At 36.7% G+C, this 26,253-nt stretch carries 26 protein-coding genes; 20 read left to right on the top strand and 6 right to left on the bottom strand.

What is annotated here, in order from left to right; genetic code table 11:
* The first annotated feature begins 36 nt into the window (after positions 1-36).
* The 3 genes from namA to ACGHIN_RS10215 are packed head-to-tail and all read left to right on the top strand — an operon-like array spanning position 37 to position 1,749.
* Positions 37-1,089 carry an NADPH dehydrogenase NamA gene (namA, locus tag ACGHIN_RS10225; protein WP_390453086.1) on the top strand — a complete coding sequence of 351 codons (1,053 nt, stop codon included), beginning with the start codon at positions 37-39 and terminating at the stop codon, positions 1,087-1,089.
* Positions 1,090-1,119: 30 nt separating this feature from the next.
* Positions 1,120-1,413, top strand: a complete 294-nt coding sequence (locus ACGHIN_RS10220; RefSeq protein WP_390453084.1) for a DUF2752 domain-containing protein — start codon at positions 1,120-1,122, stop codon at positions 1,411-1,413.
* 15 nt (positions 1,414-1,428) lie between these two features.
* Positions 1,429-1,749 carry a CCC motif membrane protein gene (locus ACGHIN_RS10215; protein WP_390453082.1) on the top strand — a complete coding sequence of 107 codons (321 nt, stop codon included), beginning with the start codon at positions 1,429-1,431 and terminating at the stop codon, positions 1,747-1,749.
* A gap of 67 nt (positions 1,750-1,816) precedes the next feature.
* On the opposite strand, the gene ACGHIN_RS10210 is transcribed toward ACGHIN_RS10215, so the two are convergent.
* From ACGHIN_RS10210 to ACGHIN_RS10200, 3 genes are all read right to left on the bottom strand, one after another.
* Positions 1,817-3,625 (bottom strand): endonuclease, encoded by a 1,809-nt coding sequence (locus ACGHIN_RS10210; RefSeq protein ID WP_390453080.1) that lies wholly within the window; start codon positions 3,623-3,625, stop codon positions 1,817-1,819.
* Positions 3,626-3,884: 259 nt separating this feature from the next.
* The gene (locus ACGHIN_RS10205) at positions 3,885-4,412 is read right to left on the bottom strand and encodes a DUF4136 domain-containing protein (RefSeq protein WP_390453078.1); all 528 of its coding nucleotides are present in this window, start codon (positions 4,410-4,412) and stop codon (positions 3,885-3,887) included.
* Complete coding sequence (locus tag ACGHIN_RS10200) at positions 4,409-4,594, bottom strand: DUF5522 domain-containing protein (protein WP_390453076.1); 186 nt, start codon at positions 4,592-4,594, stop codon at positions 4,409-4,411. Before ACGHIN_RS10200 ends, ACGHIN_RS10205 begins: the two co-directional genes overlap by 4 nt.
* Before the next feature lie 38 nt (positions 4,595-4,632).
* Here ACGHIN_RS10200 and ACGHIN_RS10195 point away from each other — a divergent pair, with 38 nt between their 5' ends.
* The gene (locus ACGHIN_RS10195) at positions 4,633-4,968 is read left to right on the top strand and encodes a hypothetical protein (protein ID WP_390453074.1); all 336 of its coding nucleotides are present in this window, start codon (positions 4,633-4,635) and stop codon (positions 4,966-4,968) included.
* A gap of 2 nt (positions 4,969-4,970) precedes the next feature.
* Here the strand turns inward: ACGHIN_RS10195 and ACGHIN_RS10190 are convergent, their stop codons facing one another.
* Positions 4,971-5,579 carry a hypothetical protein gene (locus ACGHIN_RS10190; protein WP_390453072.1) on the bottom strand — a complete coding sequence of 203 codons (609 nt, stop codon included), beginning with the start codon at positions 5,577-5,579 and terminating at the stop codon, positions 4,971-4,973.
* 60 nt (positions 5,580-5,639) lie between these two features.
* Between ACGHIN_RS10190 and ACGHIN_RS10185 the strand changes: the two genes are divergently transcribed.
* From ACGHIN_RS10185 to ACGHIN_RS10160, 6 genes are all read left to right on the top strand, one after another.
* Positions 5,640-6,542: a 1-aminocyclopropane-1-carboxylate deaminase/D-cysteine desulfhydrase gene (locus tag ACGHIN_RS10185; RefSeq protein WP_390453070.1), complete on the top strand. Its 903-nt coding sequence runs from the start codon at positions 5,640-5,642 to the stop codon at positions 6,540-6,542.
* A 16-nt stretch (positions 6,543-6,558) separates the two neighbouring features.
* Positions 6,559-7,611 (top strand): glucosaminidase domain-containing protein, encoded by a 1,053-nt coding sequence (locus tag ACGHIN_RS10180; RefSeq protein WP_390453068.1) that lies wholly within the window; start codon positions 6,559-6,561, stop codon positions 7,609-7,611.
* Positions 7,612-7,698: 87 nt separating this feature from the next.
* Positions 7,699-8,982, top strand: a complete 1,284-nt coding sequence (gene hemL / locus ACGHIN_RS10175) for a glutamate-1-semialdehyde 2,1-aminomutase (RefSeq protein WP_390453066.1) — start codon at positions 7,699-7,701, stop codon at positions 8,980-8,982.
* 279 nt (positions 8,983-9,261) lie between these two features.
* Positions 9,262-10,593 carry an amidohydrolase gene (locus ACGHIN_RS10170; protein ID WP_390453064.1) on the top strand — a complete coding sequence of 444 codons (1,332 nt, stop codon included), beginning with the start codon at positions 9,262-9,264 and terminating at the stop codon, positions 10,591-10,593.
* 14 nt (positions 10,594-10,607) lie between these two features.
* Positions 10,608-11,270 (top strand): ankyrin repeat domain-containing protein, encoded by a 663-nt coding sequence (locus ACGHIN_RS10165; RefSeq protein ID WP_390453062.1) that lies wholly within the window; start codon positions 10,608-10,610, stop codon positions 11,268-11,270.
* A gap of 60 nt (positions 11,271-11,330) precedes the next feature.
* Positions 11,331-12,179, top strand: a complete 849-nt coding sequence (locus tag ACGHIN_RS10160; RefSeq protein WP_390453061.1) for a helix-turn-helix domain-containing protein — start codon at positions 11,331-11,333, stop codon at positions 12,177-12,179.
* Between the two features lie 191 nt (positions 12,180-12,370).
* Here ACGHIN_RS10160 and ACGHIN_RS10155 read toward each other — a convergent pair whose 3' ends face one another.
* Both ACGHIN_RS10155 and ACGHIN_RS10150 read right to left on the bottom strand, forming a co-directional pair.
* Entirely contained in the window at positions 12,371-13,582 is a 1,212-nt protein-coding gene (locus ACGHIN_RS10155; protein ID WP_390453059.1) for a hypothetical protein, read from the bottom strand.
* 33 nt (positions 13,583-13,615) lie between these two features.
* Entirely contained in the window at positions 13,616-16,219 is a 2,604-nt protein-coding gene (locus ACGHIN_RS10150; RefSeq protein ID WP_390453058.1) for a TonB-dependent receptor plug domain-containing protein, read from the bottom strand.
* Between the two features lie 200 nt (positions 16,220-16,419).
* Between ACGHIN_RS10150 and ACGHIN_RS10145 the strand changes: the two genes are divergently transcribed.
* The 10 genes from ACGHIN_RS10145 to ACGHIN_RS10100 form a co-directional block, all read left to right on the top strand.
* On the top strand, positions 16,420-17,097 hold the full coding sequence (locus ACGHIN_RS10145) for a response regulator transcription factor (protein ID WP_390453056.1): 678 nt from the start codon (positions 16,420-16,422) through the stop codon (positions 17,095-17,097).
* Between the two features lie 51 nt (positions 17,098-17,148).
* Entirely contained in the window at positions 17,149-18,180 is a 1,032-nt protein-coding gene (locus ACGHIN_RS10140; RefSeq protein ID WP_390453054.1) for a sensor histidine kinase, read from the top strand.
* 132 nt (positions 18,181-18,312) lie between these two features.
* Positions 18,313-18,906 carry an IS1096 element passenger TnpR family protein gene (locus ACGHIN_RS10135; protein WP_390453053.1) on the top strand — a complete coding sequence of 198 codons (594 nt, stop codon included), beginning with the start codon at positions 18,313-18,315 and terminating at the stop codon, positions 18,904-18,906.
* A gap of 81 nt (positions 18,907-18,987) precedes the next feature.
* Complete coding sequence (locus tag ACGHIN_RS10130; RefSeq protein ID WP_390453051.1) at positions 18,988-20,337, top strand: alpha-amylase family glycosyl hydrolase; 1,350 nt, start codon at positions 18,988-18,990, stop codon at positions 20,335-20,337.
* 80 nt (positions 20,338-20,417) lie between these two features.
* Positions 20,418-20,858, top strand: a complete 441-nt coding sequence (locus tag ACGHIN_RS10125; protein WP_390453050.1) for a hypothetical protein — start codon at positions 20,418-20,420, stop codon at positions 20,856-20,858.
* A gap of 37 nt (positions 20,859-20,895) precedes the next feature.
* Positions 20,896-21,522, top strand: a complete 627-nt coding sequence (locus ACGHIN_RS10120) for a hypothetical protein (RefSeq protein WP_390453048.1) — start codon at positions 20,896-20,898, stop codon at positions 21,520-21,522.
* Positions 21,523-21,597: 75 nt separating this feature from the next.
* Complete coding sequence (locus tag ACGHIN_RS10115; protein WP_390453047.1) at positions 21,598-22,392, top strand: thymidylate synthase; 795 nt, start codon at positions 21,598-21,600, stop codon at positions 22,390-22,392.
* Between the two features lie 73 nt (positions 22,393-22,465).
* Entirely contained in the window at positions 22,466-23,782 is a 1,317-nt protein-coding gene (locus tag ACGHIN_RS10110) for a serine hydrolase domain-containing protein (protein WP_390453045.1), read from the top strand.
* Positions 23,782-24,012, top strand: coding sequence for a hypothetical protein (locus tag ACGHIN_RS10105; RefSeq protein WP_390453043.1), 231 nt, complete (start codon positions 23,782-23,784; stop codon positions 24,010-24,012). Before ACGHIN_RS10110 ends, ACGHIN_RS10105 begins: the two co-directional genes overlap by 1 nt.
* Before the next feature lie 14 nt (positions 24,013-24,026).
* A partial coding sequence (locus tag ACGHIN_RS10100; protein ID WP_390453041.1) for a M1 family metallopeptidase occupies positions 24,027-26,253 on the top strand: 2,227 nt, incomplete at its 3' end.

Genomic DNA, 26,253 nt, shown 5'->3' with positions numbered 1-26,253 from the left:
TTCTTCCTTTTAAACTGAAATTCAAAAAGTTCAAACATGCTATATACTCCAATACAATTCAGAAATATAGAACTTAAAAACAGATGGGTAATGTCCCCGATGTGTATGTATTCCTGTGAAAACGGAATGGCCAATGATTTTCATTTCGTGCATTATGGAAGCCGTGCTCAGGGAGGAACAGGATTAATAATGGTGGAAGCAACCGGTGTGGAACCCCGTGGAAGAATCACCAACCATTGCATGGGAATCTGGAATGATGAGCAAGCCCGTGAGTTACAAAAAATTGTCAGCTTCATTCATGAAAATTCTGAAAGTAAAGTCGGAATTCAATTGGCTCATGCGGGAAGAAAGGGTTCTACGTGGAATAATATTCAGATTCCTGTGGAAGAAGGCTGGGAAACCATTGCGCCAAGCTCTATTCCGTATCATCCTACCGAAAGAATTCCTCATGCCGTGTCTGTTGAAGAAATCAGAGACCTGATTCAAAACTTTAAAGATGCCGCAAGAAGAGCGGTCAATGCAGGCTTTGATGTTATTGAAATTCATGGTGCTCATGGCTATCTGATTCACCAGTTTCTATCTCCGCTATCCAATATCAGAACAGATGAGTATGGTGGAAGTTTTGAAAACAGGATTCGTTTTTTATTGGAAATTGTAGATGCCGTTAATGAAGAACTGAGTGATGATACAGCTCTTTTCGTAAGGATTTCAGGAACGGAATACGCAGAAAACGGCTGGAATGTAGAAAACAGTGTAGAGCTGGCCGCAATTTTAAAAGATCATCAGGTGGATCTGGTAGATGTTTCCAGTGGCGGAAATATTCATGGGGCTAAAATTCCAGTTTATGAAGGCTATCAGGTTCCGTTTGCTTCTCAGGTCAGAAATCAGGCAGAAGTAAAAACAGGAGCCGTAGGGTTAATTACTAAATTGGAACAGGCTGAAGAAATTCTGCAAAAAGGAGACGCAGACCTCATCTTTATTGCCAGGGAAATTTTGAGGAATCCTTATATGGCAGTTCAGGGATCATTTGAAATGAAAGAAGACTGCTTTTTTCCGCATCAATACCTGAGAGCTAAAATTTCTTCTTAATTTTATAGAATATTTGAAAAATAATTAACCATGAAAATTGAAGACTTCATGCTTCCGTGTCCAAGTAAAAAATTCTTAGGAATCGAATGCTTCGGATGTGGTACGCAGAGAGCTATAGTATTGGTTTTTGAAGGGAAATTCTCTGAAGCTTTTCATATGTTTCCGGCTGTCTATACCTTGCTTCTTTTTCTAATGACAATAGGCATAAGCTTTATCGATAAAAAAAGGAATTATGGAAATATTATAGTTTTTTTAGCCATTATTAACTCAATTATAATGGTATTTTCCTATTTTTATAAACATTTTTATTTACAGACACATTAATTAAAATTATAAACTATGAATCAAAAATTGCCAAATGCAACAACCGTATTAATCTTGGGAATTGTTGCTATTTTAGGAAGCTGCTGCTGTAACGGGATTATCGGGGTCATCTGCGGATTGATCGGAATGAACCTTTACAACAAAGATAACGCATTATATCTTGCCAATCCTGATCAATATACAGACTATAACAACCTTAAAACAGGACGTATCCTGTGTATTATTGGTCTTGTAATTGGAGTATTAAGCTTAATCTGGTTTATCTATGTGATTTCAACAGGAGGTTGGGATGCCTATATGGAGCAGATGGAACAGATCAAAAATATGGGGAAATAATTTTTCCATAATGATAAAAGAAAGACCGCACAATCTGCGGTCTTTTTTTATGTATGAATTGTTGTTTTTACTTAACAATAAATTTCAAAGTAGACTGGTCCAGTTTCAGAAGATAAACTCCCTGTTCCAGATTTTTAATCTTGATTGAATTTCTGCTGTTCTTAAAAGGATAGTCAATAGTTTGCAATACCTTACCCTGTAAATTATAGATTTCAGCTTTTTTGATGGTCTTAGTGTTTCCTTTTACAAAGATCTCCTGATTGGATATCGGATTCGGGTAGATTTGTAAACTTTCTTTCTCATTTACAGCGAATTCTGAAGATTCTGAAATCAGGCTATTGCTTTGTTTTGCGGTGGATGAATAGCAGGTCCAGCTCAAATTGTCAATAGCCACTCTATTGCTCGATGAAGTGTTGACTAAAGTCACCACAACATTTCCTGAAACATTGATATTGTTGATCGTAGTTGTTGCAGAAGTTGCACTGTAAGGAATTGTTCCAACCGTTGTCCCATTCACTTGTACATTGAAAGTTCCGTTACTTCCCGTGAACTTCAATTGAGTAGTTACCGTTAAAGAACCAATACCATTGCTTAAGGTATTAGATTGTAAAGAACCATCTCTTACTGTAATTGCTTTATTGGAGATCGTTTGATCTGTTCTTGCATCAGTTGCTGTCCAGGTTACGCCTCCGTTCGTCCATGTCCTTGTTAAATAACTTGAAGAACTTGCTGTAGGAATCGTTTCAAACGTTTCATTGACACAATTCGTAGGTGGAGCTACAGTTCCTGAAGTAGTTCCTGAAACTGTTGAACTGTTGGAAGAAGAATTTCCGGCTGCATCTTTGGCAACAACATAGAAATTATATGTTGTAGAAGCACTTAATCCCGTAATCGTAGCAGAAGTTGAGCTTACGGTAGTTTTTAAACTTCCATTCATATAAACTGCGTATGAAGTTACCCCTACATTATCTGTAGACGCATTCCATGCAAGTGAAATACTGCTTGAAGTAGTTCCTGAAACACTCAATCCTGTAACCGTAGTTGGAGCCTGAGTGTCTGATGAAGGTTGCTGAGCCCCCCAGATAAGGTTAACATAATTAGGATTGTCAATGAAAGGATTTCTATTCCCCTGGAAAGTATAAGAAGCATTATTTCTGTTGATTTCCGCCTGAGAAACAGGATCCTGGTTATGCCAGGACATTAGAACATTCAATTCCCAGCTTTGTAACCCCGGATAAGCTGAGCTCCCCAACATATTTCCGGATGTGAAAGAGGAAAGTTTACTCTGATAGCGGGTTACAAAATAAAATATCATTCTTGCGACATCACCCTTAAACTCATCGATGGGTTCAAAAACAGTTCCTGAAAACCCCGAAGAAACAGAATTTCCAAGCTTTGACCCGTTTTTGGAAGTGAAAGTAGCTGTTCCCACTTTCCCGAAAGGATAGTTGGATCTCATCCCGTTTACTTTGCCGTCTGTAGCTCTGATGAAATGAATATCGGAAACCATTGGTGCCGCCTGGTTGAATAAACTTTGCGGGACAATATGCTCACGGTTATAGCAGTTACCCTCTACAGAATAAGTGCCACACTGATTGGTCACTGGTGTGTATTTGTAAGGGTCGGTTCCGGAAGGGTTTTCAGAATAAATGTCTAAAATAGAGCCGTCATTTTCATAATTCTTGTCAATGTCGGTGGTTTTGTATCCCGTCCAAAGTCCACTGTAACCCTTGTCCTGATGTCCGTTGGTAATAATAGAACTTAATTCCGTTTTCAGAGATGCCCCGGACAATCCGTTAGCAGAATTGTAATAACCTGCGGGTGCCTGTGCATAAGACAAACCGCCAATTAAAAGGGAAAGAATAATTTTTTTCATATAGAATATAATTTTCAGTAAGAATACTACATTTTTATGAATGAAAAATTACGACACTGTTAATTTTGAAATGTTATGCATTGAATTTTAAATACATTTGCTGGTACTGATCTAAGTTTTGGTAACGAGTGAAATACAGGATTGAGTTTGAGTCTTTATTGGAGAATCTGTCACCAATAGAAGCAGACTTTAGCCAAATTTCTAAAAGAAAAGGTCAACACATTTTGTGTTGACCTTTGCATATCTGATTTCAGTTTTATTATTTCCTTTGCGGCGGATAATTCGCCATGATTTCTGCCACAATTTCAGGAATCTGTCTTTGTTTAGCACGTGGAGAGTCTACAGAAATTCCGCTTCCGATTCCCTGCCAAACCAATTTGTTGGTTCTTGCATCAATAAGATCAATGATCAAGGCACCTTCATTATAATTGCTACTCCATGTTCTGCTCATTCCTACTCCCCAACCGAAAGGGCCGCCCCATCCCCACATTCCGTAAGGAGAATTGGTGGTGATATCGGTCACTTTTTTGTGATTGGCTTTTACATTAATGATCAAATCAGGGTTTTCACCGGATGTAAGACCTTTGCTTTGTATTTGTTTTGACAATTCATTCAAAACTCTGTCTTTATCAATGTCATTCAGCTTCAGATCATCAATTCTCAGTTTATAGGTCTTGTAAGAATTGAAATTGGCCGTTTCGGCGTAGTCTGAACGTACCTGGAAAGGGCTGCATGAAGTTAAACCTAAAGCAGCCGAGGCTAACAAAATAAAAATATATTTTTTCATTTATTTATTTTTTTATCGTTTTTAATGAAGGTATCTGTCTTTTTATCATATCCGTAAGGACAATGTTTACAGCCACTTTTACAGCAATATCCTCTTTTCAGGTGAAACTTTTCTGTAAAAACCTTGTATCCCTGTTCATTATAGTAAAAATCCTCATTTTCTTTGATGTCAAAAAGAGCCATAAGTTAAATCTTGATCAAAAAATTTTATATTTGTTATTATGATAATTGTGTGCCAAAAGCCATTAAAAAAACTTAAAATTAACGGCATTGCTCTCTTTCCCTTTATCTTCATTAGGAAACCCGAAGATAAGGAAAATAAAATACTTATCAATCATGAGAAAATCCATCTAAGGCAGCAATTGGAATTACTGGTGGTCTTCTTTTATATCTTCTACGTGATCGAATATTATTACTGGTTTTTCAGGTTGAAAGACAGCTTTATGGCGTACCGGTATATTTCGTTTGAAAGAGAAGCTTATGCTATGGAAAGAAATTTGCATTATCTTCAAAAAAGAAAATTCTGGAGCTTTTGGAAATACTTGGGCAATTCCTAACTCTATTGCTGTTTTTCCCATTCCTGATCAAAATCTTTCTGTGTTTTTGATGGCGGAAAATAGTGATCATGGTTTCTTTGAATATCATAAGAAATGGCTTTGTCGATCAACAAATTCAGATCCGGGATGATCCAGTCGGGAGAACCTTTCTTTTCCTGTCCGTTGGTGAAAACTTTCACTGCTTTTCCGTCTTTCATTACCACTTTCATTATTAAACAGGGATCCATATAGCCTGAACATGGATGACCAGTATAAACTTTTTCCGCAATAGTTCCGTCATTAAAAGTAATTTTCAGTTCAAGGTAATTCCTGGGTTGGGTAGATTTTACGCCATACCGGGAATAGCTTTCAATGGTTCGGATGGTTTTTAAATAGGTAATAGTGTTTTGCCGGCTTTCAGGAATGTAGCCGGGATACATAGTACTTTGGGTGTGATCTTCAATTTGCTTTTCAATTTGTGTATTAAACATATGAATGACCTTATCATTCTGCTTATCGGCTATGTCAAATTCAGAACGGGAAGTAAACAGATCTCCGAGAAATACGTAGGTGAGAACTCCTGCAAAAATAAAAATGAGCAATGCAGACAGGAAAGTGGTCGTTTTTTTCATAATGATATTTTAAGTTTTGTTTAACTAATTTATTAAAATAAATTCAGGAAATTTGCATCGATGAAACTTCCGGAAATCCATATTCCCATTGTTGAAATTCCAATTGGGAAAAAAGTGAAGCTCTTTATGAAAAGAGAAGATCTTATTCATCCTCAGATCTCGGGAAATAAGTACTGGAAACTTTTTTATAATGTCAACCATTATATAGAAGGCCATCATCAGAATCCCTGTTTAATTACTTTCGGTGGAGCTTATTCCAATCATATCGCAGCGGTTTCTGCAGTAGGGAAATTATTGAAGATTCCTGCTTTGGGCATTATAAGAGGTGAGGAACTGGAAAGAAGCTGGCAGGAAAATCCGACTTTGACCTTTGCTTCAGAGAAGGGTATGAATTTCAGATTTGTAACCCGGGAAGAATACCGAAACAAAGAGAAATTAACGAAAGCCCTGCAAAATGAATTTCCCGATGCACTGATCATACCAGAAGGAGGAACGAATAAAGAAGCTGTAGAAGGCGTGAAAATGATGCTGAATAATGAAACAAAAGATTTTGATTATCTTTGCACAGCAGTTGGAACCGGCGGTACCATTGCAGGGATTTCAAAATTTTGTGAAGAGAACCAGAAAGTTATAGGATGTATGGTGGTAGCAGATTCTTCTCTGGAAAACAAAATTTATGAATTAACCTTGAAAAAAAATTTTAATCTAATAGATTCAGGTTTTGGAGGTTATGGTAAAATAAAAGATGAAAACATCCGTTTTATCAATGATTTTAAAGTGAAATACGGGATTCCCCTGGAACCCATTTATACGGGAAAGATGATGCAGACGATTTTTGAACAGATTGATGAGGGGTATTTTCCTGAGAACAGCAAAATATTGTGCTTTCATACCGGGGGCTTGCAGGGGATTGAAGGAACCAATTTGCTTTTGAAAAAACAAAACAGAAATTTAATTATATAAAGTAAAATTGAAAAACATGAAAAGACTTTTCTTGCTTATAAGCCTTTTAGTTTTATCAAAATTCTCAGCTCAGACCTGGGCTACTGAAGATCAATACATCCAGAAATTTGCTCAATATGCCGTAGAAGAAATGGAAAAATATAAGATTCCAGCTTCTATTACCCTTGCCCAAGGACTTTTAGAGACCGGGGGAGGGCAGAGCAGACTGGCTCAGGAAGGCAAAAACCATTTTGGGATCAAATGTAAAGAAAACTGGACCGGAAGAACGATGAAACATACCGATGATGCTCCTAATGAGTGCTTCCGTGTATATGACGATCCGAGACAATCGTATGAAGACCATTCCATCTTTTTAACGACCAGAAAATATTACGCGAATCTTTTCAATCTTGACATGAAAGATTACAAAGCTTGGGCGCATGGCCTTAAAAAAGCAGGATATGCAACCAATCCGCGTTACGCCTCCATCCTGATCGGTAAAATTGAAAAATATAAATTATACGAATTCGATAATACCAATTCTAAAGAAGTGTTGTATGCCGTTCTTAAAATGTATCCCGGCTTAAGAGATGACAGAACCTTTATGGCGCAGCTGGAGCCTGCCAAAGTGACTAAGAAAGATCCGGTAACCGTAAATGTTCCTTACAAGCAGACTTCTTTTGCCCAACAGCAAAAAAGAGTGGAGAAGATCAAAACAAAAGCGGAAATCCTTAATTCTATTTTAATTAAAAGTCACCCAAATGAAGGGTTGAAATACATCATCATTCCGGAAGATACCAATATTCAGTTCATCGCCAATAAATTCAAAATCAGTGAAAGTAAACTGATGAAATGGAATGAATTGGATACTGATGTTTTACACAAAAATGATATTGTTTTCCTTGAATCTAAAAATTCCGATGGGAATAAGCCTACTTACAAAGCGGAAGCAGGTGAAGATATGCATGACATTGCTCAAAAATTCGGAATCAAATTGAATAAATTATATGCTAAAAACAGAATGGATGAAGGTCAAAAACCATCCACGGGGCAGCTGATTTATTTAATAGACAAAAAACCAAGAAACTAATTTATTAAGTTGATAGTTTCTAGTTAACAGTTGTCAGTTCCTATAACAACAACTATCAACTACCAACTATCAATCAGCAACAAAAATATGAGATACCAAAGAAGTTCGGCTTTATTTGAAGAGGCTTATCAATACATTCCGGGAGGAGTAAACTCACCCGTTCGTGCATTCAAATCAGTAGGAGGAGTTCCTGTTTTCATGAAATCGGCAAAAGGAGCTTACCTTACCGACGCTGATGATAATACGTATATTGATTATATTAATTCCTGGGGGCCGGCTATTTTAGGGCATACCCATCCTGAAGTGCTGGAAGAATTGAAGATCCAGGCTGAAAAAGGCTTTTCTTTTGGAGCTCCTACAGAGCTGGAAACGGAAATTGCCAAATTCATCACGGAAAATGTTCCGAATATTGATCAGATCAGAATGGTCTCTTCAGGAACGGAAGCTTGTATGAGCGCGATCAGACTGGCTAGAGGATATACGGGAAGAGATAAGATCATCAAGTTTGAAGGTTGCTACCATGGCCATTCAGACTCGTTTCTAATTAAAGCGGGAAGTGGCGCAGCAACTTTCGGGAACCCGAATTCTCCTGGAGTTACTCAAGGAACTGCAAAAGATACACTTTTGGCCCATTACAATGATTTTGAACAGGTGGAAGATTTGTTCCGTCATAATCAAGGAGAAATTGCTGCGGTAATCATTGAACCGGTAGCCGGAAATATGGGTTGTGTTCTTCCGGAGAATAATTTCTTACAGAACTTAAGAAAAATCTGTGATGAGAACGGGGCTTTATTGATTTTTGATGAGGTAATGACCGGTTTCAGACTGGCATTCGGAGGGGCTCAGGAACTTTTCAATGTAAAAGCAGATCTGGTAACATATGGAAAAGTAATCGGCGGAGGTTTACCGGTGGGAGCTTTTGCCGGAAGAAATGAAATTATGGATCATCTGGCTCCGAAAGGAGGTGTTTACCAAGCCGGAACACTGAGTGGAAATCCTTTGGCCATGAGAGCGGGTTTGAAAACCCTTCAAATCATCAAAAATGATGGAGATTTTTTCACCAAACTGAATAAGACAACGGAAACACTGGATTTTGAGATCGGAAAGATTCTCAATGAAAAAGGAATTGCCCATAAAATCAACAGAAAAGGTTCCATGATGTCTGTATTCTTTCATATCAACAGAGTTTCTAATTTTGACGAAGCTCAGGAAGCGAACCATTCTCTGTTCAACAACTTTTTTCATCAGATGCTTAACAATGGAATTTATCTTCCGCCAAGCGGTTATGAAACCTATTTCATTAGTGATGCGATCAAGGATAGGGAAATTGATATGACGCTGGAAGCGGTAAGAAAATTTGAATATTCTTAATAGTAAAAGATAATACAGAAGGGCGGAGTAAAAACTCCGTCTTTTTTTTGTTATTTAAAAATTCAGCTGAAAATTTATCATCTCGTAGGAATCTCAACGGGTGAATGATAAGTATTTGTTTTGGCAAGAAGTATATTTTGTGAATGACTTTAGCTGTAGTCGGTTTTGCTGATAAAGAATTCATTAAAAGATAAACCTGATAAATCATACAGGTAATGTTATAAAACATACAGCCCGATCATCTTCATTCTTTTTACTTTTGTTTTAAATAGTATGAAAATGAACACTCTAAGCAATATATCACGTAAAGATTTTATCAAATGTTCAGCTTTGGCTATGACGGGAATGGCTTTGGCGCCGGGTTCGCTGGCAGCAGCTTCATTGTCTGATGATACAAATATGTCTTTTAAAGGAAAAGTAAGCCTGAAAAATGTCAGATTGGAAACAGGGTTTGAATATGAAGAAGGGGAGGTGATTTCTACTAAAACGGATCTGTTTTCTATTGAAGTTGAAAATGGAAAAATCACTCAAATAGCTCCAAACCGGCCCAACTCAAAAGCAGTTGATATGAAAGGGCTTTTAATGCTTCCTGCTTTCAAGGATATGCATATTCACCTTGATAAAACGTTTTATGGAGACCGATGGCAGGCGGTAAGAAAAAGAACCGGTGGAGTAAAAGGTATGATTGCTCTGGAACAGCAGATGCTTCCGGAAATGCTGAAGAAATCTACACATAAAGCTGAAAAGATGATCGAGCTTTTACAATCAAAGGGAACCTCTTTTGCGAGAAGCCATGTGAATATTGAACCGACCTCAAAACTGGAGTCTTTGAAAAATCTGCAAAAAGCATTAGAGAATAAAAAGAAAACTTTTGGTGCCGAATTAGTGGCCTTCCCACAGCATGGAGTTTATTATACGGATTCTGTTCCTTATTTGAAAGAAGCGGCAGCAATGAATATTGATTTCATTGGTGGAGTAGATCCGTTTACGATTGACGGTGCCATTGAAAAAACTATTGATTTTACCGTTCAGCTAGCATTGGATCACAAAAAAGGAATTGATATTCATTTGCATGAAAGTGGCGAATCCGGATTGAAAACGGTGGAATATTTGATCGATAAAGTGAACGAGAACCCGGATTTGAAAGGCAAAACTTATCTGAGCCATTGCTTTGTTTTAGGGAAACTGGATAAAACGAAGCAGGAGGAAATTGCAGAAAAGTTGAGTAATGCTCAGATAGGAATTGTTTCAACGATACCTTTCGGAAGCCTGATTATGCCGATCCCGACTTTATATAAGCATCATGTAACAGTTTTAACGGGTAACGACAGTATTGTAGACCACTGGAATACTTTCGGGACGGGAAGTGTGCTGCAAAAAGCTAATTTAATGGCTCAGCTGTATGGCTATTCAACAGAATTTTTATTATCAAGAAGCTTAAAACTGGCGACAGCCAATATGTTGCCTTTAGATGATAAAGGAAACCGGCAATGGCCTAAAGTAGGAGACCAGGCCAATCTGGTTTTCCTGAATGCAAGCTGTTCAGCCGAAGCGGTTTCGAGAATTTCAGATGTAGAATCATTGATTCATGAGGGAAATATAGTGTTTTAATTAAAAAGAATTCGATGAAAGTTTTATTCTTCTTTTTGTTTTTCAGCATGATGAATGCCTGTGGAATGTCAGATAAAAATTCTATGAAAAATGGTATGCAACAGAATGTGATAGATTTAGTAAAAGAAAATAACGTTGAAGGGGTCAAAATTGCTCTTGAAAGAGGAGCTGATGTTAATACCCGGGATAAAAGCAAACGTTCTTTGTTATTAATTGCAACGGTTAATAAACAGGTTGAAATGGCTAAGCTTCTGGTTTCCTTCAATGCAGATGTCAATCAGCAGGATGATCACTTGGATAGTCCGTTTTTATATGCAGGAGCAAGCGGGCAAACCGAATTAGTGAAGTTATTTTTGAAGAATGGAGCCCGTTTTGACATTTTCAACCGATATAATGGAACGGCTTTGATTCCTGCTTGTGAAAGAGGCCATGTGGAAACGGTAGCAGTGTTGGCGAATACAAAGGCATTTCCTATTAATCATGTTAATAGATTAGGATGGACTGCATTAATGGAGGCGGTAATTTTAGGAGATGGCAGTCAGAAATATCAGGAAATTGTCACTATTCTGAAAAACAGAGGAGCAGATTTAACGATTCCGGATAAAGATGGAATAACTCCTTTACAGCATGCAAAATCATTAGGCTTTAAGGAAATAGTCAAAATTTTAGAATCATAACCGTTAAAATTCAATATTCCTCGCTCAAAATTTATTATTTTTAAGTGAAAATTGAGCGTTGTGAATCATCAGTCAGAATATTTTCCGGTTTTAGGAATTAAAGAGTTCAGTGAAAAACAGTCACAGGGTTGCCAATTGTTGTTTCATGAGCTGTCTGGCGAAAGGAAGATTGATGATCCGCATAAGCATGATTTCTTTATCATTAACCTGTTTGAAAAAGGGAAAGGAATTCATACGATTGATTTTAGGGACTATCAGATTGATACGTATCAGATTCATCTGGTTTTTCCTGATCAGGTTCATCAATGGTCGATAGAAAAAGAAACCATAGGTTACCAATTGATGATCAGTCGCGAATGGTACGAAAGCTTTCTGCCTGCTTTACGTTTTTCCGCTTCATATTATCAAACGCATCCGGTATTAAATATTTCTGCGGAAATGTTTCAAACGATCCTGTATGAATTTCTGGCAATAAAAAATGAACTGAAAGGAATACCGGTATTTTGGGAACTCATTCAAAAACGTAGTGAACTGATAGGATTATTGGTGAGTAAATCAGTTGAAACCCTCTTCCTTGATTTTGAAGTTTATAGTTCAAACCGTATTATCTCCAAATTTCTGAACTTGATAGATGAGCATTTCAAGCAAGAACGTTCTGTATCTTTTTATGCGGATAAGCTTAATATTTCTGCTAATTACCTGAATATTGTCTGCAGAAAGAATCTTAACGCTTCCGCATCATCTCTTATTCAGGACAGAATCTTGCTGGAAGCCAAACGTCTTTTGAAAGTCTCCAAAATGTCCGTAAAAGATATTGTCTACGACCTGGGATTTTACGATCATGCCAGCTTTTCAAAATTCTTCAAGGTACAAACCGGAATGACACCTTCCCAGTTCAAAGAGCAATAATCTGTACAACAAATAGAATAATTGATACATCTGAAATACACATCGACAGAGGTAATTTTGTTGGCTGAATACCTGTAAAGTTTTAAACCTATATATTTTTTAAACTTGTCTTTGTAAAGTAAAGAGCCGTCAGGAAATAATTTCCTGACGGCTCTTTCAATTTGATATGAAGAAACTATTATAACTTTAAATTATTGTAAGGCAGATAAAAGGTTAACTCCATCTACAGTAGCCCAAGCTCCTCCTGTTAAAGAAACTTTAGAAACGCTTGCTGTATTAGTGAATGTTTTTCCTCCATTTGTCTGAGCATATCCCCAAACACCGGCATTATCTGAATTTAGATAGTTAATAGGCTCTACTTTCACTTTTCCGGTAAGGACTTGGTTGGTATTGGTAGCATCATCCTGGATAAGAACAGCATAAGCATTTTTACCACCAGTGTTTTTATATCCACTTATGTACACATTAGAGAAAATACCAGTACCTTGTCTCTTGAACTGAATTGCAGAAATTTCTACAGACCCTGCTACTTCCGGATTTGTATTTGCATCCCTGATCAAAGTGATATTGGAAATTTTTGGAGCTGTATTATCTACGTTTGCAGAAGCTTCAATCTCCATTCCGAAGTTACCTGTTACGGTCTGGAAAGCAAACCAGTTGCTATTGTTTTGTCCGCTCCATGCGTCTTGCCAGTCGAAAGAATCATCATAGTTACCATAAGCTACAAGGTTTTTTGCACTTACAGTACCTCCGAAGAACTCATATCCGTCATCAGTTCCTTTATACGCTACTAAATTTTCCAAAATAGTACCATCACCTACAGCGTAGAATGTGAAAGTATTAGTTTCAGAGGTTCCATCACTGATTTTTTTACCAGCATATTCTACTCTTACATATTTTAAAATACCTGAACTGAAGTTAGCATCATTTCCACCATATGTGATTGCATTTCCATCTTCAGATACTGCAGAGGAATTTCCATTCACAGCTTTAATAGGAGCTCTTCCGTAAAGCGTTATTCCGCCCCATCCACCAGGAGTTTTAGCTGCAGTTGTGAAAACGATTGGCTCGCTGGCAGATCCTAAAGCAAGGATTTTTCCACCTTGTAAAACAACTAAACTTGATGTAACCGCTGTAGACACGGTGAATGTTGCTCCTGCTTCGATAGTAAGAGTTGCCCCGTCAGCTACTTTTACAATACCTTCTAATGTATAATTACCTTTTTTTATTGTCAAATTAGAAGTGATATCACCGGATAATTTTGCTCCGTCAGGTAAAACCCCTGCATTCGTTCCCGGGGTATTGATTGTACCATTACCACCGTCTTCATTTACTTCAATGGTACATGAAGAAAGGCTCAAAACTAATGTTAATGATAATAATGTTAAAAGATTTCTTTTCATTTTATATTAAGATTTTATTTTATAAGTTAATTTTTAAAAAGTGTAACCAACGGTAAGGTTGAATGTTGTTCCTCTATAGTAGTTGACAAAAGTATAATTGTCGTCAATTTTTACCGGGTAATAATTTTCGTCACTCAGCTCTATACGATATTTTGAATTTAATATATTCTGAACGCCAAATTTTATATTCCAGTTTTTGGTGAGTTGGTTTTGATATACCAAGTCTAATTGATGGAAAGGTCTTTCAAAATATTCACGTGAACCCGAAGATCCAACGGCAAATATTTTAGATCCGGATACATTATAGACAAGAGAAAAAGTCTGACTCAGGTTTTGTGAGTTTTTATACTCATATTTTAAATCTGCATTGATGGTATAAGGCGCTGCTCCCTGTAAACCCCTTTTCTTGAGCTGATCATTGGTAAACCCGTCTGGTCTTTCAAGTTCCAGCTGCTGCTCACTTCTTTCAACGTTAGAATACATAAAAGTAGCATTGGCTCCCAAAGTAAATCTGTTTAATGCTTCAGAAAATCTACCTAAATTTAAAATTCCTTCCAATTCTATACCCGCAATATCAGCTTTTTTTGCATTATAGAATGTAATGACAAGACCACTTGCGTTACCTGAGTTTGCTATGGATCTTTCTATGGCTTTGTCAATTCTTTTTGCAAATAAATTAACGGCAAACATTTCTTTATTAGTAGGGAAGTATTCCCATTTCAGGTCTATATTGTAGTTTTCACTGTTTTCAATATCTTTATTACCTACAACTGATGAGTTATCAGGATTGATATATTCAATCGGCATAGTTTCAATAAGAACTGGTCTGGTAATTGTTTTACTCAGGGATAACCTTAAGTTGTTCTTAGAGTTAAGTGATTTTTTGATTGACAGGGAAGGTAAAAAATAGTTTTTATTAGGAGTTAGGTTTTCAGTATTAGAATTACCAATTCTATTAAACCTAATTATTCTCATATCATTTTCAAATCTACCACCCAATAAAATATCCCAACTGTCATTAGGTTTGTAATCTATATTGGCATATCCTGCATTTACAAATTGATAAATATTCGACAGGTATCCATAAGCATCACTTCCTTCATTATAGTATAAATTTCCACTATTTATTGAGGAATCCAAAACAGATTGAGGCTTGTCTATATTAATATAGGCTTGTGTGTTCCCCCCGGCACCCGGGTTTCCAAAAATAAAACGATAAGTGTTTTTTCTGATGTCTGAAAAACCATTATAACCTATAGCCAACTGTAAAGGATAGTCCTTACGTTCGCCTTTTTCTCCCAAAAATACGGAATACTCACCATAGGCTGATCCATAAAATCTGCCGTCAACATCTAGATATTGCCTGATAAAACTATTTCCTCCGTAAGAGATAACAGCATTATTAAAATCTTCAGGAAGGGTAAGCTCAAATATTTTTCGGTCAGGTTGGCTGTAATTATTCATAACGTAGCTACCTCCTGCCTTAAACTGATGTCTTTCTCCTATTTTTTGAGATGCCGTTAATTGCAAATCTAAAAACCTTGAAATATCCTGTTGGTTGGTTCTGAAAAAACGAATGTCCTGAACGGAAAAGTTTTTAAATCCAATATTATCTTCAATGATATTATTTGAGTTTTGAAGATATATAGCATTTACATTAATATTTGTTCCTTTGTTTTTATACCCTAATCCTAATAAAACAGATGATTCTAATTCGTATTCATAAATTTTTCTGTTAAGACGGTTACTCGCTTCAATCTGCTTTCCATTATCTCTAAATTGATTGTTTTCACCTTCCCGATAAGAATACTTTGATCCTTGATTTAATGAAAATAATAAACCTAAGCTACCTGTTTCCCCTGCTTTTATTTTTTGAACAGTAGTAAAGCCAATGCTTGTATTGGGTATTGGTTTAATATTATCTACATTCCATGAATCTTTAAATGAAGATAAAGACTGTTCTTTTGAGAATATATATCCATTAGGTCTTGAGTCTCTTACCTCATCAGGTAATCTTCGGTCTCTTGAATTTAATCCCAAATAACCTTTAATACCGCTCGCCCCTTCAGCTACCTTAAAATTATCTCTGAATGTACTTAAGGTATTTACCCCAACACTGAATTCTACTTTTGAAAACGCTTTGTCAATCGTTAAGGTTTCAATATCGAAAGTTGCTCCTGCGAAATCTCCGTAAAGATTGGAGTTAAAAGTTTTATAGATATTAAGTTTTCCTACAACATCTGTCGGAAATTGCTTTAATGCAATGATTTTTTGAAAAGGGTTGTTAGATGGAGAACCAAGACCATTGATCAATAGATAATTGTATCTTTCTTCCAATCCTCTTACGAAAAGTCCTCTTCCTTCTACTGCAGTGATTCCGGTTACCTTAGTAAGACCCTGTTCTACATTGGATATTCCTTTTCTGGAAATTTCTTCAGCACTTACAGCCTGTTTTTGTATAATGGCTTTTTTTTGTTCCCCAAGTACGGCAGTTTCTGTTTTCTTGTTGCTGCTTCCCTGTACTACTACGCCATCAATTTTATTTTCCTTTTTTACAGTATCCTGCTTGGTTTCCTGGGCATAAAATACTGATCCGGACAAAAACAAAACGGCAATGCTAAGCTTATGAATTTTCATTATTTACTTTCTTTATTTACACTTAGATTCTTTCGGTGCAAAGGAATAAAAGAAAGGTGTTGTAAATGGTTTAGTAAAATTTAATTTTTTCTTAACTATATATTAACAAAACAATATTATTGTTAACTTTATGTGAACGATAGTGGATTTATTAATCTGTCATTCAAAAATTATTAACTTTGACTCAGTAAAAATTAAAAATGAACCAAAAGAAAATACTCTTAATAGACGATGAACTGGATATTTTAGAGATTCTGTCTTACAATTTAGAAAAAGAAGGTTATGACATTTATACTGCTACCAATGGCAACGAAGGAATAGAAAAAGCGAAGGATATTGTTCCTGATCTTATTTTATTAGATGTTATGATGCCTGAAAAAGATGGTATTGAAACCTGTCAGGAACTTCGTAAAATTAAAGAGCTTCAGAAAACATTGATCGTTTTTCTTTCTGCCAGAAGTGAAGAATTTTCCCAATTGGCAGGATTCCAGGCTGGGGCCAACGATTATATTGTAAAACTGATCAAACCGAAAATCCTGATCTCTAAAGTAAACGCCTTATTACAATTAACTTCTCAGGTTTCAGATAATGCCAAGCTGATTGAAATCGGAGACCTGGTCATAGATAAAGACAACTTCAGGGTTTCTAAAAACGGACAACAGTTCCTGCTTCCTAAAAAAGAATTCGACTTATTGTATCTTTTGGCATCAAATACCGAAAAAGTTTTCAAAAGGGAAGAGATCCTTGAAAAAGTCTGGGGTAATGATGTAATCGTGGGAGAAAGAACCATAGATGTTCATATCAGAAGATTAAGAGAAAAATTAGGAATTAACACCATTCAGACCCTGAAAGGAATAGGCTACAAGCTGATCGTGTAATTAATTCCTGAAAAAACTTATCTTTATATCAACCAATAAAACGTTGTAAAATTGAAATTTTACAGACTTACTCTCGTCGCCTCGTGTCTTCTGACACTGGTGATGTTTCTTTTAGTGATTATTTTTGATTCACTAAAGGATATTTATTACAGAACCCCCTTCTTCAAAATAGGCCTTTTCATTTGCATAGTCCTTATTTTTATCATTAATTATGTTGTACTGGAGTTGCTTTTTAATTATTATGGTAAAAAGCAGGTGCGTACCATTTCTGAAATCCTTCCACAGGAAATGGTAAATGATAATGACGAAAACATTACCATCAAAGAACTGGGAGAAAGATTCTCCGACCTTAATCAGCAGAAGGTTTCCCAGATCGATATGATGAAAGAAATGGAAAGCTATCGTAAAGAATATATAGGGAATGTGTCCCACGAGCTTAAAACTCCTTTGTTTTCCATTCAGGGATATGTAGAGACATTAAGAGAAGGCGGAGTGGAAAATCTCGGTATCAGAGACAAATATTTAGAAAGAATCGGAATTTCTGTGGAAAGGCTTATTGCAATCGTTACAGATTTAGATATGATCAATAGGCTTGAAGCGGGAGAAATCAACCTTACGGTTTCCAGATTCGATGTCAATCTTCTGATCAAAGAGATATTTGACCTTCTTGATCTCGAAGCTGAAAAAAACAATACTACTTTACAAATCCAGACCCTGCATCCGCAGATTTTTGTGGATGCTGATAAACAGAAAATTTCACAGGTCTTTATCAATCTAATTTCCAACGCCATTCATTATGCCAACAGACAGGAGGCAAAAGTGGTGGTAAAAACCAGTGTTCTTAAAAATAAAGTGCTTATTGAAGTCATAGATAACGGGATGGGTATTAAATCCGAAATCCTGCCCAGAATTTTTGAGAGATTCTACCGTGTTGAAACCAGCAGAAGCAGACGCGAGGGTGGCTCCGGATTAGGGTTGGCTATCGTAAAGCACATCCTTGAAGCTCATAACGAAAACATTACGGTAGAAAGCGTATATTTAGAAGGAACCAAGTTCAGTTTTATGCTCGAAAAAAGTAAATAACTCCGCAAAATGTATGAAAAAAAAATATTTTAAAAAATTCTGAAATATTTTTTTGTGACATGTCATTTATTATATATTTGCAACAGAAATTTATCATAATAATAAGGCAAAAAAGAAATTTAAAAAACTGGTATGGTTTACAAAATCCGCGTAATATTAGATGCGAAAGAAGACATTTTCCGTGATATTGAAATCAAAGGAAAACAGACTCTATGGAACTTACATTTAGGAATTAAAAGTGCATTCAGTCTTCAGGGAGACGAGCTTTCCACTTTTAATTTACTGGAAGAAGACGGAACAATCGTGAAAAGCGTTCCGTTGGAAGACATGAGTGATGATGGAGATGGAGAAATTATGTCGGATGTTTATATTGATGAAGCATTTGAAAGTATAGGAGATAAAGCTCAGTTTCAATATGGTCTTCTTGATCTTTGGGAATTCTTTTGTGAGCTTGTTGAAATCATTGAAGAAACAAAAGGGGTAAATTACCCGATTACCGTATACAGATTTGGAAATGTTCCTTTGAAAGCGCCGGGCAAAAACGGAAGTGCAGGAGGTTCCAAAAGGAAATCGGCGATGCCTCTAATGGATGATGATTTCAATTTTGATGATGACTTCTCCACCGGGAACTTTTCAGATGAAGATGACAGTTTTGATGATGAGGAGGAAGAAGATTACAACGATGATATCTTTGATGACGAGGAGGAAGATAACGATGAAAGATAAATACAATATAAACCCTGACATTCAGGGTTTTTTTATACCTTATTATTAAATACAATCACTACTTTTGTTAAAACTTGATTAATGAAAAAAATAATTTTAACAGCAATTATTGGCTTGGGAATTGTATCCTGTGCTGTTCAAAATACAAACAAAAAGACTATGGATTTGCCGAAAGAATGGAAGCATACAACGAATATTTATGAAGTTAATGTAAGACAATATACTCAGGAAGGTACTTTTAAATCATTTGAAAAAGAAATGCCCCGCCTGAAATCCATGGGGGTGAAAATCCTTTGGTTTATGCCCATTACTCCTATTGCCCAACAAAATAAAAAGGGAAGCTTAGGAAGTCAATACGCAGCAGCAGATTATACCTCTATCAATCCTGAATTCGGAACGCTGGATGAATTTAAGCATATGGTGAACGAAGCCCACAGATTAGGATTCAAAGTTATTATAGATTGGGTAGCCAACCATACCGGTTGGGATCATGTATGGACTAAAACCCATCCCGAATTCTATTTGAAAGATCCGGACGGGAAATTCCATATTGCCTCCGGGATGGATGACATCATTGAGCTGGATTATAAAAACCAGGAAATGAGAAAAGAAATGATTGAAGCTATGAAATACTGGGTAAAAGAAACCAATATCGATGGATTCAGATGTGATCTGGCTTCTTGGGTTGAAGTAGATTTCTGGCAGCAAGCCCGTCCTGAAGTGGAAAAGATCAAGCCTCTGTTCTGGATAGGGGAATTTGATGAGCTTGAAAACCCGGAATACGGAAAAGTATTCGATGCAAGCTATTCCTGGACATGGATGCATAAATCCGAAGATTACTACAAAAAAAACCTTCCCTTGCAGGAGCTCAAAGACTTATTGATGAAATATTCTGCCATTGGTGACGGTTCCATGAGAGCATGGTTCACTACCAATCACGATGAAAACTCATGGAATGGCACGGAGTATGAGAAGTACGGAGCTATTGCAAAACCGATGGCCGTATTCTCTGCGACCTGGAATGGAATCCCATTATTATATTCAGGGCAGGAATTGCCCAATATGAAAAGACTGGAATTCTTTGAAAAAGACGTCATTGAATGGAATGGGAATTACCAAATGGCCGATTTTTATAAGACATTGCTGAATCTGAAATCCTCAAATCCGGCCTTGCGTGGAGGAGATCCGAACGTTACCACCTATTTGCTTAATACAACAGCCAATGATAAAATTCTGGCTTATGTGAGAAAAAATGGAAATAATGAAGTTTTTGTTGTTTTAAACATGTCAAAGGAAGCTGTGAATTTCAATATCGAAGATGAACACTTATCCGGCAGCTTTAAAAATGTTTTTGAAGGATCAAAAAGAGATTTCAATGCAGGGAAAGATTTCAGCTTTAAACCTTCGGATTTTGCCGTATTTGAAAAGTAAAATAAAAGTTTGATCAATAGGAGCGGGTTTTAGCCCGCTTTTTTAATCCAATAGAAAAAGGCTTCAGCCAAAATGAAAGAATGGACAAATCTAAAATAGTCAGCACCGTAAAAAATAAAATCTCTGAAAAGATCAGGAGTTTTGAGAATATGATCACAGAAACCCGCGCTTCCAACAACGATACCAAAAGCTCAATGGGAGATAAGTATGAAACCAGCCGGGAAATGCTTCAGCAGGAAATCAATAATCTGCGAAGACAACTCAATGAGGTTCTGCATCAGCAGGAACTTATTCAAAAAGTATCTGCGGACCCTTCTGAAAAAGTACAAAACGGAGCTTTGGTGAAAACCGATAAGGGGCTATTTTATATTTCAGCTTCCGTGGGTGAAATTGTTTTTGAGAATAACAAGATCATGACGATTTCGGATGAAGCTCCTCTGGCAAAAGCGATGATGGGATTAAAAGCAGGACAAACATTCTCCATTAATAATATGCATCATACCATTGAAAACATTTGGTAACTAAATCTAAATTAATATGAAACTTAAAAATATAATCATGCTTCTGTTTTTTCTGGGCAGTATAATGATAGAAGCTCAGATCAGAGCCAATCTTTCCCGGGGATATGATCTGCAGTCCGTTGAGATGAAAATCGGAGACCTCACCGTTACCCTTGACGGCAGCGGGCAAATCGCAGGATTCTATTCCGGAGCTCTCGAAGGAAATGTCGATTATTATGATAATGAAGACTTTGAAAAGTACAGATATGGCAAAGTGAAAAATATCGGAAACATCAGTGTGGATTATTGGAACTCATTAAATGAGACAGATCCTAAATATGGTAAGATAAAAAATATAGAGAATTTAACCGTGGAATATTGGGACGGAATCAATGTTGAAAGAGAAAAATTCGGGAAAGTAAAAAGAATCGGAACTATAGAAATTGATTACTGGACGAAAGATGGTTTCGACGAAAGAAAAACAGGGAAAATTAAAAGCATCGGAGATATTGCTATAGAATACGGAGCTAATGGGCCACTCAATCAAAGCAAATATGGAAAAATAATCAGATTCGGACCGGTAACCTTGGATTATTGGAGTGATACTTTTATGAATAAAAAGAAATTCGGAAGGCTGAAATCCGTTAAAGGAAACAGTAAAAATATCATGGTAGTTTTTTTATAACGAAACGTTTGATAAAATCTAATAGTTTTTCATTTACTTTTTTCTAAATTTGAACCATAAAAATCGTCTTTCAACATGCAGAATTACTTAGACCTTTTACAGCATATTTTAGATAACGGGACAGATAAAACGGACAGAACAGGGACCGGAACAAGAAGTGTTTTCGGATACCAGCTGAGATATGACCTGTCAAAAGGTTTTCCCTTGGTAACGACTAAAAAAGTGCATTTAAAATCCATTATCTATGAATTGCTTTGGTTCTTGAAAGGCGATACCAATATCAAATACCTGAATGATCACGGAGTTTCTATCTGGGACGAATGGGCTGATGAAAACGGAGATTTGGGGCCGGTGTATGGAGCACAGTGGAGAAGCTGGAAAGGAGCGGATAATAAAGTAGTTGACCAGATCTCGGAAGTGATCGATCAGATCAAAAAAAATCCGGATTCCAGAAGATTGATCGTTTCTGCATGGAATGTCGCTGAAATTCCGAATATGGCTTTAGCTCCGTGTCATGCATTATTCCAGTTTTACGTTGCAGATGGTAAATTATCCCTTCAGTTATATCAGAGAAGTGCCGATGTTTTCCTTGGCGTTCCGTTCAACATCGCAAGCTATGCATTATTATTGATGATGGTGGCTCAGGTTTGCGGTTTAGAAGTTGGAGATTATGTTCACAGCTTTGGAGATGTTCATATTTACAACAACCATTTTGAGCAGGTGAACAAGCAGCTTTCAAGAGAACCGAGACCTCTTCCTGTGATGAGATTAAATCCTGAAGTGAAGAATATCTTTGACTTTAACTTTGAAGATTTCACCCTGGAAAATTACGATCCGCATCCGGGAATTAAAGCGCCTGTTGCTGTTTGATTTTGCTGTAATTAAAAGAATGGGAATGTAACAAATTCCTCTGTTTTACGACATATGAGTGAAATTTCTGAGTATGTTCAATAAACTATTTTTCAGTGTCTCCGTTACGGCTTTCAGTTTGGGTTTTGCCCAAAAGATCAATACACAAAAATTAGATCAGTATTTTAAAACTTTAGACGAGAATCATAAAGTAATGGGAAGTTTTGCCATTGCAGATAAAGGAAAAATAATTTATACCAATGCCCTTGGTTTTGCCGATGTAGAAAGCAAAAAGAAAGCGGATATCAATACCGTTTACAGAATCGGATCCATTACCAAAACTTTTACAGCCGTTCTGGTGATGAAGGCGGTTGAGGATAAAAAACTTAGCTTAGATACAAAGTTGTCCGCTTTCTATCCCGAAATAGAAAATGCAAAAAACATAACAGTTGAACAATTATTGCAGCACAGAAGCGGTATCCATAACCTTACAGATGAAGCAGAATTTGGTTCTTATTATACCAGACCTCAGTCTGAAGATCAACTGGTTTCCATCATCAAAAAATATAAAAGCGATTTCCCACCCGGATCACAATATGCATATAGCAATTCAAACTATATTTTGCTGGGATTTATTTTGGAGAAAATATACAAAAAAAGCTATGCGCAGCTTATTCAGGAAAAAATTGCACAACCTTTACAATTGACACGCACACAAGTTGGCGGGAAAACAGAGGTGTCTAAAAATCAGGCGTACTCTTATCAGTATCTTGGAAGTTATCTTCCTTTTCCTGAAACAGATATGAGTGTTCCTGTTGGAGCGGGAAATATCATTTCAACACCCTACGAGCTTTTACAATTTATCATAAGTCTTGAAGAAGGCAAATTGATCAAAAAGGAAACGCTTCACCAGATGAAAAACTTTTTGGATGATTACGGATATGGAATCATAAGCACTTCATTTGAAAAGCACCAGGGATTCGGACATAATGGAGGAATTGACGGGTTTCAATCATCACTATACTACTTCCCGGATTTGAAAACAGGAGTAAGCTTCGTTACCAACCAGTCAAACTATGATCACGAAGATATTTTCAAAAAAATGATGGAAGCGGCTTTGGGAAAAGATTTTGAAATACCCGACTTTAAAGAAATTGCGGTAAAAGAGAATGTTCTGAAAAAATATGAAGGAGTGTATAAGGCAGAAGAGTTTCCGTTAGATATAAAAATATTCATTGAAAATAAGGTTTTAAAAGGACAGGCTACAGGTCAAGCAGCATTCCCGTTAAAAGCCCTTTCTGAAACGGAATTTGAATTTGATCTGGCAGGAATAAGACTGAAATTTGATGCCGATAAAAAGACCATGGATTTTTCACAGGGAGCCAATCAATTAATCTTTAAAAAACAATAATGAAATATTTAAAAATTACCACTGAAGAAAAAGCTGATATGGAGGCATTAAAAAATGCAGTACTTCAATTAAAAGGAGTAAGTTCAGCGGAAATCATTGATGATGAAAATCCTGAAAGCGAACTGAAAAAGGCATTTGCCAAAACCAAAGAACAGCTTAAAAAAGGCGACTATGAAACATTAGTCAATGATATTTTTGATATATTAACTAAAAATAATCCTAAAAAATAATAATAAATAGACAGATGAAAAAGGCTATTTTATCCATTGCCATACTGGGGATTTTATTCTCCGCCCATGTATCGGCACAAACCGAAACATCAGGAAGAGAGAAAGTATACAGAGCCACTCATACCAAAGTAACGGAGCTGAAACATACCAAGCTGAAAGTAAATTTCGATTACCAGAAAGAACAAATGAACGGGGAAGAGTGGTTAACGGCCTCTCCTTATTTTTACCCTTCCAATGAATTGGTTCTTGATGCCAAAAGTATGCTGATTCATGAAGTAGCCTTAGACAACAACGGCAAAAAGTCTCCTTTGAAATATGAATATAAAGATGATATTTTAAAGATCAGCTTAGATAAAACCTACCAGAGAAATCAGGATTACACGGTGTACATTAAATATACATCCCGTCCGAACGAAGTGAAACAACAGGGAAGTGCTGCCATTAATGATGCGAAAGGACTATATTTCATCAATGCTCAGGGGAAAGATCCGGATAAGCCGACTCAGATCTGGACGCAGGGAGAAACAGAATCTTCTTCCGCATGGTTTCCTACCATTGATAAGCCCAATCAAAAGACAACCCAGGAAATCTATATGACGGTTCCTGATAAATATGTCACGTTATCCAACGGTATTTTAAAAGACTCTCAAAAAGAATCCAACGGTTTAAGAACCGATCATTGGGTAATGGATAAAAGACATTCAACCTATCTTTTCTTTATGGGAGTGGGAGAATATGCTATTGTGAAGGATAAATGGAAGAATATTCCGGTGGATTACTATATTGAAAAAGAGTATGAACCGTATGCAAAGCAGATCTACGGAAATACCCCCGAAATGATCGAATTTTTCTCCAAAAAGCTGGGTTACGATTATCCTTGGGCAAAATATGCACAGATTTCAGGCAGAGACTATGTGAGTGGAGCCATGGAAAATACTACGGCCACACTTCACGGAAGTGATATTCTACAGAAACCGGGACAATTGATCGATGAAAATACATGGGAAGACACCATTGCCCACGAATTGTTCCATCATTGGTTCGGAGATTTGGTAACTGCAGAAAGCTGGAGCAACCTTACTGTTAATGAGTCATTTGCCAATTACTCGGAATACCTATGGAACGAATATAAATACGGAAAAGATCAGGCGGATTATCACCAGATGACCGATGTGAATATGTATATTCACAATCCCGGAGACTTCAAGAAAAATCTGGTGAGATTCAATTATGATTCCCGTGAAGATGTTTTCGATCTGGTAACCTATCAGAAAGGAGGCGGAATTCTGCATATGTTGAGAAATTACCTGGGAGATGATGCCTTCTTTGCCGGAATGACGGACTATCTGAAAACCCATGAATATCAGAATGCAGAAGCACATCAGCTAAGACTCTCATTTGAAAAGGTTTCAGGTAAAGATTTGAACTGGTTCTTTAATCAATGGTATTATGGAAGTGGAAATCCGAAGCTGAACTATTCTTATACCTATGAGCCGGTGAAAAAGCAGGTTTCGGTTACCATCAATCAATCACAGGAACAGGCGTTTGAATTTCCGTTAGCTATTGATGTTTACGACAATGGTAAGCCGAAAAGATATAACGTCTGGGTGAAAGCTGAAGCGAAAAATACATTCAATTTTGATGCTTCCAAAAATCCGGATCTGATCAATATTAATGCAGACGGTATTTTGTTATCAGACATTACAGATACTAAAACACCTGAACAATATCTGATGCAGTTTACCCATTCTAAAGAATTCAAGAGCCGATACAACGCATTGAACGGAATCAAGGATCAGGCAGGAAAAAATCCTGCTGCAACGAAACTACTGGCTGCAGCATTAAAAGATCCGTATTTCAGAGTAAGAATGAAAGCATTGGAACTGATGGATCTTACCAATCCGGAACAAATGAAAGCTTTAGGAGCGGACGTCGAAAAACTGGCTGTTAATGATCCTAAAACGCTGGTTCAGGCTTCTGCAATAGCTGCTTTGGCGAAAACTAAAGATAAAAAATACCTTCCGATCTTTGATAAAGGGGTGAATGCCGTTTCGAATTCTGTAAAAGGAAATTCACTAGGAGCGATTTCAGCCATTGATCCTTCAAGAATAAGCTCTTTGGCGGATAAAATTGACCTGGAAGGAGCTTCTGAGGATTTATTAACTCAACTTTTACCTATTGTCATAAAAAATAAAATTACCTCTCAAATGGCTAATATTGCTCCTATTGCAGCATTTTACC

This window comes from Chryseobacterium barbadense, assembly GCF_042849955.1.
Lineage (GTDB): Bacteria > Bacteroidota > Bacteroidia > Flavobacteriales > Weeksellaceae > Chryseobacterium.
Note: the sequence above shows the minus strand (reverse complement) of the source record. Positions and strands in the feature narration are given on the sequence as shown.

Coding starts and splice junctions, on each gene's coding strand:
- namA (WP_390453086.1), top strand. CDS start 37: ATGCTATATACTCCAATACAATTCAGAAATATAGAACTTAAAAACAGA.
- ACGHIN_RS10220 (WP_390453084.1), top strand. CDS start 1,120: ATGAAAATTGAAGACTTCATGCTTCCGTGTCCAAGTAAAAAATTCTTA.
- ACGHIN_RS10215 (WP_390453082.1), top strand. CDS start 1,429: ATGAATCAAAAATTGCCAAATGCAACAACCGTATTAATCTTGGGAATT.
- ACGHIN_RS10210 (WP_390453080.1), bottom strand. CDS start 3,625: ATGAAAAAAATTATTCTTTCCCTTTTAATTGGCGGTTTGTCTTATGCA.
- ACGHIN_RS10205 (WP_390453078.1), bottom strand. CDS start 4,412: ATGAAAAAATATATTTTTATTTTGTTAGCCTCGGCTGCTTTAGGTTTA.
- ACGHIN_RS10200 (WP_390453076.1), bottom strand. CDS start 4,594: ATGGCTCTTTTTGACATCAAAGAAAATGAGGATTTTTACTATAATGAA.
- ACGHIN_RS10195 (WP_390453074.1), top strand. CDS start 4,633: ATGATAATTGTGTGCCAAAAGCCATTAAAAAAACTTAAAATTAACGGC.
- ACGHIN_RS10190 (WP_390453072.1), bottom strand. CDS start 5,579: ATGAAAAAAACGACCACTTTCCTGTCTGCATTGCTCATTTTTATTTTT.
- ACGHIN_RS10185 (WP_390453070.1), top strand. CDS start 5,640: ATGAAACTTCCGGAAATCCATATTCCCATTGTTGAAATTCCAATTGGG.
- ACGHIN_RS10180 (WP_390453068.1), top strand. CDS start 6,559: ATGAAAAGACTTTTCTTGCTTATAAGCCTTTTAGTTTTATCAAAATTC.
- hemL (WP_390453066.1), top strand. CDS start 7,699: ATGAGATACCAAAGAAGTTCGGCTTTATTTGAAGAGGCTTATCAATAC.
- ACGHIN_RS10170 (WP_390453064.1), top strand. CDS start 9,262: ATGAACACTCTAAGCAATATATCACGTAAAGATTTTATCAAATGTTCA.
- ACGHIN_RS10165 (WP_390453062.1), top strand. CDS start 10,608: ATGAAAGTTTTATTCTTCTTTTTGTTTTTCAGCATGATGAATGCCTGT.
- ACGHIN_RS10155 (WP_390453059.1), bottom strand. CDS start 13,582: ATGAAAAGAAATCTTTTAACATTATTATCATTAACATTAGTTTTGAGC.
- ACGHIN_RS10150 (WP_390453058.1), bottom strand. CDS start 16,219: ATGAAAATTCATAAGCTTAGCATTGCCGTTTTGTTTTTGTCCGGATCA.
- ACGHIN_RS10145 (WP_390453056.1), top strand. CDS start 16,420: ATGAACCAAAAGAAAATACTCTTAATAGACGATGAACTGGATATTTTA.
- ACGHIN_RS10135 (WP_390453053.1), top strand. CDS start 18,313: ATGGTTTACAAAATCCGCGTAATATTAGATGCGAAAGAAGACATTTTC.
- ACGHIN_RS10130 (WP_390453051.1), top strand. CDS start 18,988: ATGAAAAAAATAATTTTAACAGCAATTATTGGCTTGGGAATTGTATCC.
- ACGHIN_RS10125 (WP_390453050.1), top strand. CDS start 20,418: ATGGACAAATCTAAAATAGTCAGCACCGTAAAAAATAAAATCTCTGAA.
- ACGHIN_RS10120 (WP_390453048.1), top strand. CDS start 20,896: ATGCTTCTGTTTTTTCTGGGCAGTATAATGATAGAAGCTCAGATCAGA.
- ACGHIN_RS10115 (WP_390453047.1), top strand. CDS start 21,598: ATGCAGAATTACTTAGACCTTTTACAGCATATTTTAGATAACGGGACA.
- ACGHIN_RS10110 (WP_390453045.1), top strand. CDS start 22,466: ATGTTCAATAAACTATTTTTCAGTGTCTCCGTTACGGCTTTCAGTTTG.
- ACGHIN_RS10105 (WP_390453043.1), top strand. CDS start 23,782: ATGAAATATTTAAAAATTACCACTGAAGAAAAAGCTGATATGGAGGCA.